This is a genomic window from Streptococcus sp. UBA4344 (assembly GCF_002393675.1).
GTDB lineage: Bacteria > Bacillota > Bacilli > Lactobacillales > Streptococcaceae > Streptococcus > Streptococcus vicugnae.
The window spans coordinates 60,740-67,647 of the sequence record NZ_DGTE01000009.1; the positions used below are offsets into that span (position 1 = coordinate 60,740).

Annotated in this window: 6 protein-coding genes; all 6 read right to left on the reverse strand. The window is 37.3% G+C overall.

Annotated features, from left to right (window positions below):
• Positions 1-141: 141 nt before the first annotated feature.
• The gene (locus B4D49_RS01985) at positions 142-1,914 is read right to left on the reverse strand and encodes an ABC transporter ATP-binding protein (RefSeq protein WP_286783040.1); all 1,773 of its coding nucleotides are present in this window, start codon (positions 1,912-1,914) and stop codon (positions 142-144) included.
• Positions 1,904-3,718: an ABC transporter ATP-binding protein gene (locus tag B4D49_RS01990; protein ID WP_132869501.1), complete on the reverse strand. Its 1,815-nt coding sequence runs from the start codon at positions 3,716-3,718 to the stop codon at positions 1,904-1,906. The genes B4D49_RS01985 and B4D49_RS01990 overlap by 11 nt, the downstream gene beginning before the upstream one ends.
• A gap of 3 nt (positions 3,719-3,721) precedes the next feature.
• Positions 3,722-4,162 (reverse strand): MarR family winged helix-turn-helix transcriptional regulator, encoded by a 441-nt coding sequence (locus B4D49_RS01995; RefSeq protein WP_199543633.1) that lies wholly within the window; start codon positions 4,160-4,162, stop codon positions 3,722-3,724.
• Between the two features lie 153 nt (positions 4,163-4,315).
• The gene (locus B4D49_RS02000) at positions 4,316-4,726 is read right to left on the reverse strand and encodes a peptide deformylase (protein ID WP_286783041.1); all 411 of its coding nucleotides are present in this window, start codon (positions 4,724-4,726) and stop codon (positions 4,316-4,318) included.
• Positions 4,723-5,232 carry a GNAT family N-acetyltransferase gene (locus B4D49_RS02005; RefSeq protein ID WP_286783042.1) on the reverse strand — a complete coding sequence of 170 codons (510 nt, stop codon included), beginning with the start codon at positions 5,230-5,232 and terminating at the stop codon, positions 4,723-4,725. The genes B4D49_RS02000 and B4D49_RS02005 overlap by 4 nt, the downstream gene beginning before the upstream one ends.
• A gap of 155 nt (positions 5,233-5,387) precedes the next feature.
• The gene (gene gdhA, locus B4D49_RS02010) at positions 5,388-6,737 is read right to left on the reverse strand and encodes an NADP-specific glutamate dehydrogenase (RefSeq protein WP_132869891.1); all 1,350 of its coding nucleotides are present in this window, start codon (positions 6,735-6,737) and stop codon (positions 5,388-5,390) included.
• Positions 6,738-6,908 lie beyond the last annotated feature (171 nt).

Consider the following 6,908-nt stretch of genomic DNA (forward strand, 5'->3'; position numbering starts at 1 on the left):
TGCAAGTTATATAAATGCTATTACAAAATAAAAACAAAAGAAAAAGCTAGGTACTTGCCTAATTTTCTAAAATCTTTTAACTAGAATATGTAGACAACAAAAAAACGAGACTGAGCATTTTGTCCCAGACTCGTTTTAGTTTTAAGCTACTTCAAATTGTGAATTGTATAGGTCGGCGTAGAAACCACCTTGTGTCATCAAATCATCGTGATTGCCTTGCTCAATGATGTTACCATCTTTCATTACAAGGATTAAATCAGCATTTTTAATTGTTGACAAGCGATGAGCAATAACAAAGGATGTACGACCTTCCATCAATTTATCCATGGCTTTTTGAATCAACTCTTCTGTACGTGTATCAACTGATGATGTTGCTTCGTCAAGAATAAGAAGCGGAGCATCTTTCAAAAGGGCACGTGCAATAGTCAAGAGTTGTTTTTGACCGATAGAAAGAGTCACTGAATCATCAAGATAAGTATCATAGCCGTCAGGCAATGTCATAATAAAGTGGTGAACACCAACAGCCTTAGCTGCTGCTACTACTTGTTCATCAGTGATATTTTCTTGATTGTAAATCAAGTTCTCTTTGATTGTTCCTTCAAACAGCCAAGTATCTTGAAGCACCATTGAGAATTGATCATGAACTTCTTCACGTGACATCAAACGTGTGTCAACACCATCGATAGCAATTTGACCTTTATCAATTTCATAGAATTTCATAAGAAGGTTAACGATGGTTGTCTTACCAGCACCTGTTGGACCAACGATAGCCACTTTTTGACCAGGTTTTGCAACTGCAGAGAAATCATGAATGATTGTTTTATCTTTAGAATAACCAAAGAAGACATTATCAAATGTAACTTCACCTTTAACATCAGACAATTGACGTTCTTTGTGTGATTCATCTTCCATTTCATCTTCTTCAAGGAATTCGAAGACACGGCTCATGGCAGCTGTAGCTGATTGCATTTGTGTGAAGGCTTGGGCAATTTGCGATAATGGTTGTGAGAAAATACGCACGTATGTCATAAAGGCAACCACATCACCCATTGTGATATCACCATTAATCACTTTAACGGCACCGACCACACAGACCATAACGTAACCAAAGTTACCAATAAAAATCATTAGCGGCATCATAATCCCTGACAAGAACTGTGATTGCCACATTGATTTATAAAGGTTTGTGTTCAATGTCTTGAAAGCTTCACTTATTTCTTCAGAAGCATTGTAACTTGTTACCACATTATGACCAGAATAAATTTCTTCAACATAACCGTTAACAGCTGCCAAGTTATTTTGTTGGCGTTTAAACAATGGTTGAGATGAACCCATAATCACAACCACCAACAAGAATCCGATAAAGACAGAACCAATAGCTGTTAGTGCCATACTAACATTTGAATGGAACATCATGAAAATAGAACCAATCAAAAGCACTGTTGAAGTGACCAATGTTCCCAAACTTTGGTTAAGAGATTGGCCAAGCAAATCCACGTCATTTGTCACACGAGAAAGGGTATCCCCTTGTGAGTGGCTGTCAAAATAGTTGAGTGGCACACGGTCAATTTTTACTTGAATAGCTGTACGTAAACGTTGTGTAAATCGTTGAACAATTGTCGCTACTGTAAAGTTTTGAATGTAACCAACTACTGCTGAAATCACATATAAAACCGCAAGGGTTAAAGCTATTTGGCCAACCTTATCTAAGTCAACACCTGGGATTGTTCCCATTTTTGTTGGTGTCAAACCTTTCATGATAGTGTTAGTGATTTCTTTTAGTTTATCAGGCCCAATGACTGTAACCGTTGCTGAAATGATGGCTCCAATCACCGCAAGGACAAATGGAAATTGGAAACCTTTGATATATGGCTTCATTCTGCTATAGAAAGATGCTTTTTTCTTATTTTCCATTTTCTAATTCCTCCTTAGATAATTGTGAGTAGGCAATTTCACGATAAACTTCATTTGTTGCAAGAAGTTCTTCGTGAGTACCTTGACCAACCACTTTACCTTCATCCAAGACCAAAATTTGATCAGCATCCATAATCGTTGAAATACGTTGCGCAACAATCAATTTTGTCATATCTGCTGTACGTTCTTTTAATTGTGAACGAAGGATTCGGTCAGTCTTATAGTCAAGAGCTGAGAATGAATCATCAAAGATGATAATCTCAGGTTTACGAGCAAGCGCACGAGCAATTGCCAAACGTTGTTTTTGACCACCTGAGAAGTTTTGACCACCTTGAGATACTTGAGCCTTAAGGTGCCCTTCTTTACTTTCGACGAAGTCTCTACCTTGAGCCAAATCAAGAGCATCCCACATCTTGTCATCATCAAGCGGTGAACTATTACTATCACCCATGTCCATATTTGAAGCAATATCACCACTAAAGAGGACAGCTTTTTGTGGAATATAACCCACAATCTTATGAAGGGTATCATGATCGTAATCACGAACATCAACACCATCTACCTTGATTGTTCCTTCTGTTGCATCGTAGAAACGAGGAATCAAGTTTACCAATGTTGATTTACCTGAACCAGTTGATCCGATAAAGGCAACAGTATCACCAGCTTTAGCTTTAAAGGAAACATGTTCCAAAACAGCTTCTGAGTGATCGCTATATCGGAAAGACACATCATCAAATTCTACAGAACCTTTTTCGGCTGGTTGAACTTTACTTTCTTCTGGATAAAGTACTGATGGTTTTGTATCTAAAACTTCATTGATACGACCAGCAGCAACAACCGCACGGGGAAGAATGAAGAAGACAATAATCATCATCATAAATCCAATAACCACCTGCATGGCATATGATGAATAAACCACCATATCTGAGAAGATATTAACTTTATCTTGCATAGCACCAGCAATTTTAGTTGGATCTTTTGGAATAGCAATATCCTCAATCAAGAAGGCACCAATCCAATAAATGGCCAAGGTCATCCCGCTTGAAATACTTGTCATGACTGGCGACATCAAAGCCATTGAACGGTTAATAAAGAGGTTAAAGTTTGTCACGTTATCATTAGCTTTAGCAAATTTACCATCTTGGTAACTTTCAGCATTGTAAGCACGAACAACACGAATACCTGTCAATGACTCACGTGTAATACTGTTCAATTTATCTGTTAATTTTTGAATCATACGTTGTTTTGGCATAACCATCATTAACAAGAAAATCAACATCAAAATCATAACAGCTACTGCAACAACAAGCACTAACAACCACTCATGATTTTTATCAGCAATCTTTGTGATTGCCCAGATTGCCATAATCGGTCCCTTAGTAATGACTTGAAGTCCCATTGTAAAGACTAACTGAATTTGTGTAATATCATTAGTCGTACGTGTCAAAAGACTTGGAATTGAAAATTTCTTGATTTCCGCATCTGAAAAATCTAAGACACTGTGGAAAATATCATCGCGCAAGCGTGTACTAAAACTTGCTGCAATACGGGCTGCTAAGAATCCGACAACTACTGACGCAGCAAAGCTTCCTAAAGAAAGCAAGACCATACGCATACCAGGGGCATCAAGATTCCAAGCAAAAATATCCTTGGCTTCTGTTCCTTGAGTTGAGAGCAAGGATGTGATGTCAGACATGTAATCCGGAATTTTTAAATCCAAGAAAACATTCAAACACACAAATAAGACGGCAACAAGCATCATGACGACTTCTTTTGCCGTTAAACGTTTAAAAATTTTTAACATGCGTTACTCCTTGTTTTCTAAGTTTTTCAAAATGCGATCAAAGACACTCATTGAGAGTTCCAATTCTTCACGACTAATCCCTTTCAAAATTTGCTTATGAATAGCTTCATGAAAAGCATCGATATCTTTTGATTTTGCTTTACCAAGTTCTGTCAAAACAACACGCTTGTAACGCTTATCAACTTCTGATGGAACGACCTTAATATACCCGTTCTTTTCCATTCGCTTGATCAAATTGCTGGTTACAGATTTTGATATTTTAAGTTTACGTTCAATATCTTTAATGAAAACTTCTTTATCTTCATTTTCACGTAAATATAAAACTGCAAAACCTTGTGGACCTGCAAGATTTTCAACGCCATGAGCCTCTCCGACCTCATGAACACGGTTTTCCATCAAATTAATAAAATATCGAAATTGTGAAAATGGATCTCTTTCTCGCATTTTTTCCTCACTTTCTGAAAAGTTTTCAAGATTTATTCTTGTAGAACACATTATAGTTCTTATGAGAACTAAAGTCAAGAAAAAAGTTCTCATGATAAGTATTTTTTTACTATATAAAAAGAAACGCTGCTATATCAACGTTTCTAGTGTTTTTTAGATAATAATGCCTTCTAGATGATCCAACTCATGCTGACAAATCTGTGCGGCAAGTCCTGTCAACGTTAAACGTTGTTGATTCCAGTTTTTATCCATGAATGTCACATCAATTTTTTGATAGCGACGTGTCGGACGTGATCCTAGCAAGGACAAACAAGACTCTTGTGTATCAAAAGGAAGGGACTTATTTGTCATAACTGGATTGAACATGACCAAATCAGCCACACCCATATTAACAATGATGACGCGTTTTTTAACACCAATCATATTTGCAGCCATTCCAACACAGTTAGCACGGTTAGCATTCAAAGTATCTTGTAAATCCTGCGCTAAATACAAATCTTCTTTTGTTGCTTCTTCTGACTTTTGCGCCAAGAAAAAAGTATCTCTTACAATGTCTTTAATCATGATTTCTCCAAAAATAATTCCATAATATCAAAGTCAACGGCTTTTCCATTAATTTCCATAAAATGTTTAAAGGTTCCAATCTTTTGGAAATCTAAGCTTTCATAGAGGTGAATAGCTCTGCTATTATCAGAACGAACTTCAAGCGAAAGAACTTTCAAGCCTGATTGCTTGGCTAAGTCTATTAAATGAGTTAAAAGTTGACGACCAATTCCTTGATTCCAATAGTCTTTTTTTACTGCAATACCAATCTCAGCACGATGAGATAGACGAGCCTTACGAAAACCACTACAATTACAAGTTCCAACTAACTCATCAGCCTCTTTAGCAACTAAAAAACATGACCTTTCATCTTCATGGACCTTAGTCAATAGCTTTTCTTCATCAGAAACAGAAATTCCTAAACCTTCATGACCATAAGACAAGTTATCTGATTCAGAACCAATCTGCCGACAAAACGTTAAAATATCCCTAGCATCACTGGTTAAAGCTTCTCTCACTACCACCATAAGCAGGCCTCACTTTCAATAAAATTATTATAACAAAAAACTAAAGTAACCAAAAGAGCTCACATTTGTGAGCTCGATTCGGTTATTTGATATTAGAGAATTAATTTAAGATAAAAATGGCTTGTTGAATCCGTCTGTACGATTCTAAAAATGTTTTAGACGATACCTTGTGCTGACATTGCTTCAGCAACTTTAAGGAATCCTGCAACGTTGGCACCAACAACAAGGTTGCCTTCTGCACCAAATTCTTTGGCTGCAGCTGCTGCATTTTCGTAGATACCTTTCATGATATCGTAAAGTTTCGCATCAACTTCTTCAAAAGTCCATGGTGTACGTTGGCTATTTTGAGCCATTTCAAGAGCTGAAACAGCTACACCACCTGCATTTGCTGCTTTGGCAGGTCCAAATGAAACACCAGCTTTTTGGAAGACTTCGATAGCTTCAAGAGTTGATGGCATGTTTGCTCCTTCAGTAACAGCAATAACACCATTAGCAACGAGAGCTTTAGCGTGTTCTTCGTTGATTTCATTTTGAGTTGCACATGGGAAAGCAAGGTCTGCTTTGATATTCCAGATTGATCCTTCAGATGCAGGTGTAAATGTTGCACTTGGACGGGAATCAGCATATTTAACGATGCGAGCACGTTCTACTTCTTTCAATTGTTTAAGAAGTGGAACATCAATTCCTTCTGGATCGTAAACAAAACCAGATGAATCTGAAACAGCAACAACTTTAGCGCCAAGTGATTGAAGTTTTTCAGTTGCATAAATAGCAACGTTACCTGAACCTGATACAAGAGCTACTTTACCAGCAAAATCTTCACCACGTGCTTTCAGCATTTGTTCAGCAAAGTAAACAGCTCCATAACCTGTTGCTTCAGTACGAGCAAGAGAACCACCATAAGTAAGTCCTTTACCAGTAAGAACACCAGTGTATTCGTTACGAAGACGTTTGTATTGGCCATAGAGGTAACCAATTTCACGACCACCAACACCGATATCACCAGCAGGAACGTCAGTGTCAGCTCCAATGTGTTTGCTCAACTCTGTCATAAAGCTTTGGCAGAAACGCATGATTTCGTTATCTGATTTACCTTTAGGATCAAAGTTAGAACCACCTTTACCACCACCAATTGGTTGACCAGTCAATGAGTTCTTAAAGATTTGTTCAAATCCAAGGAACTTAATGATTGATTGGTTTACTGATGGGTGGAAACGAAGACCACCTTTGTAAGGACCAATTGCTGATGAGAATTGAACACGGAAACCACGGTTCACTTGGACTTGACCTTTATCGTCAACCCATGGAACACGGAATGAAACGATGCGTTCAGGTTCTACCAAACGTTCAAGAAGATTTTCTTCAACGTATTTTGGGTATTTATCGAACACTGGAACAAGTGATTCAAACACTTCTTCTACAGCTTGTAGAAACTCGGGTTCATGAGCATTTTGAGCTTTAACCTTTTCAAAGACGCCAGCTACATACTCTTTACCTGTTGTCATATATATTTCCTCCAAAAACGAGATTGTAATTTTGTATTACATTAAATATTATAAATTTTCTGAATATTTCTGTCAAGCATTTACTGCAACTTTTTGAAAATTTTTCCATTTCGATGTTATAAAACATTACACGTCATGTTATACACCGTTTCAAGACCTTATTTAATGCAT

What these genes read in the sequence shown, in the direction of transcription:
- B4D49_RS01985 (WP_286783040.1), bottom strand. Translation starts at nt 1,914, where the DNA reads ATGGAAAATAAGAAAAAAGCATCTTTCTATAGCAGAATGAAGCCATAT.
- B4D49_RS01990 (WP_132869501.1), bottom strand. Translation starts at nt 3,718, where the DNA reads ATGTTAAAAATTTTTAAACGTTTAACGGCAAAAGAAGTCGTCATGATG.
- B4D49_RS01995 (WP_199543633.1), bottom strand. Translation starts at nt 4,162, where the DNA reads ATGCGAGAAAGAGATCCATTTTCACAATTTCGATATTTTATTAATTTG.
- B4D49_RS02000 (WP_286783041.1), bottom strand. Translation starts at nt 4,726, where the DNA reads ATGATTAAAGACATTGTAAGAGATACTTTTTTCTTGGCGCAAAAGTCA.
- B4D49_RS02005 (WP_286783042.1), bottom strand. Translation starts at nt 5,232, where the DNA reads ATGGTGGTAGTGAGAGAAGCTTTAACCAGTGATGCTAGGGATATTTTA.
- gdhA (WP_132869891.1), bottom strand. Translation starts at nt 6,737, where the DNA reads ATGACAACAGGTAAAGAGTATGTAGCTGGCGTCTTTGAAAAGGTTAAA.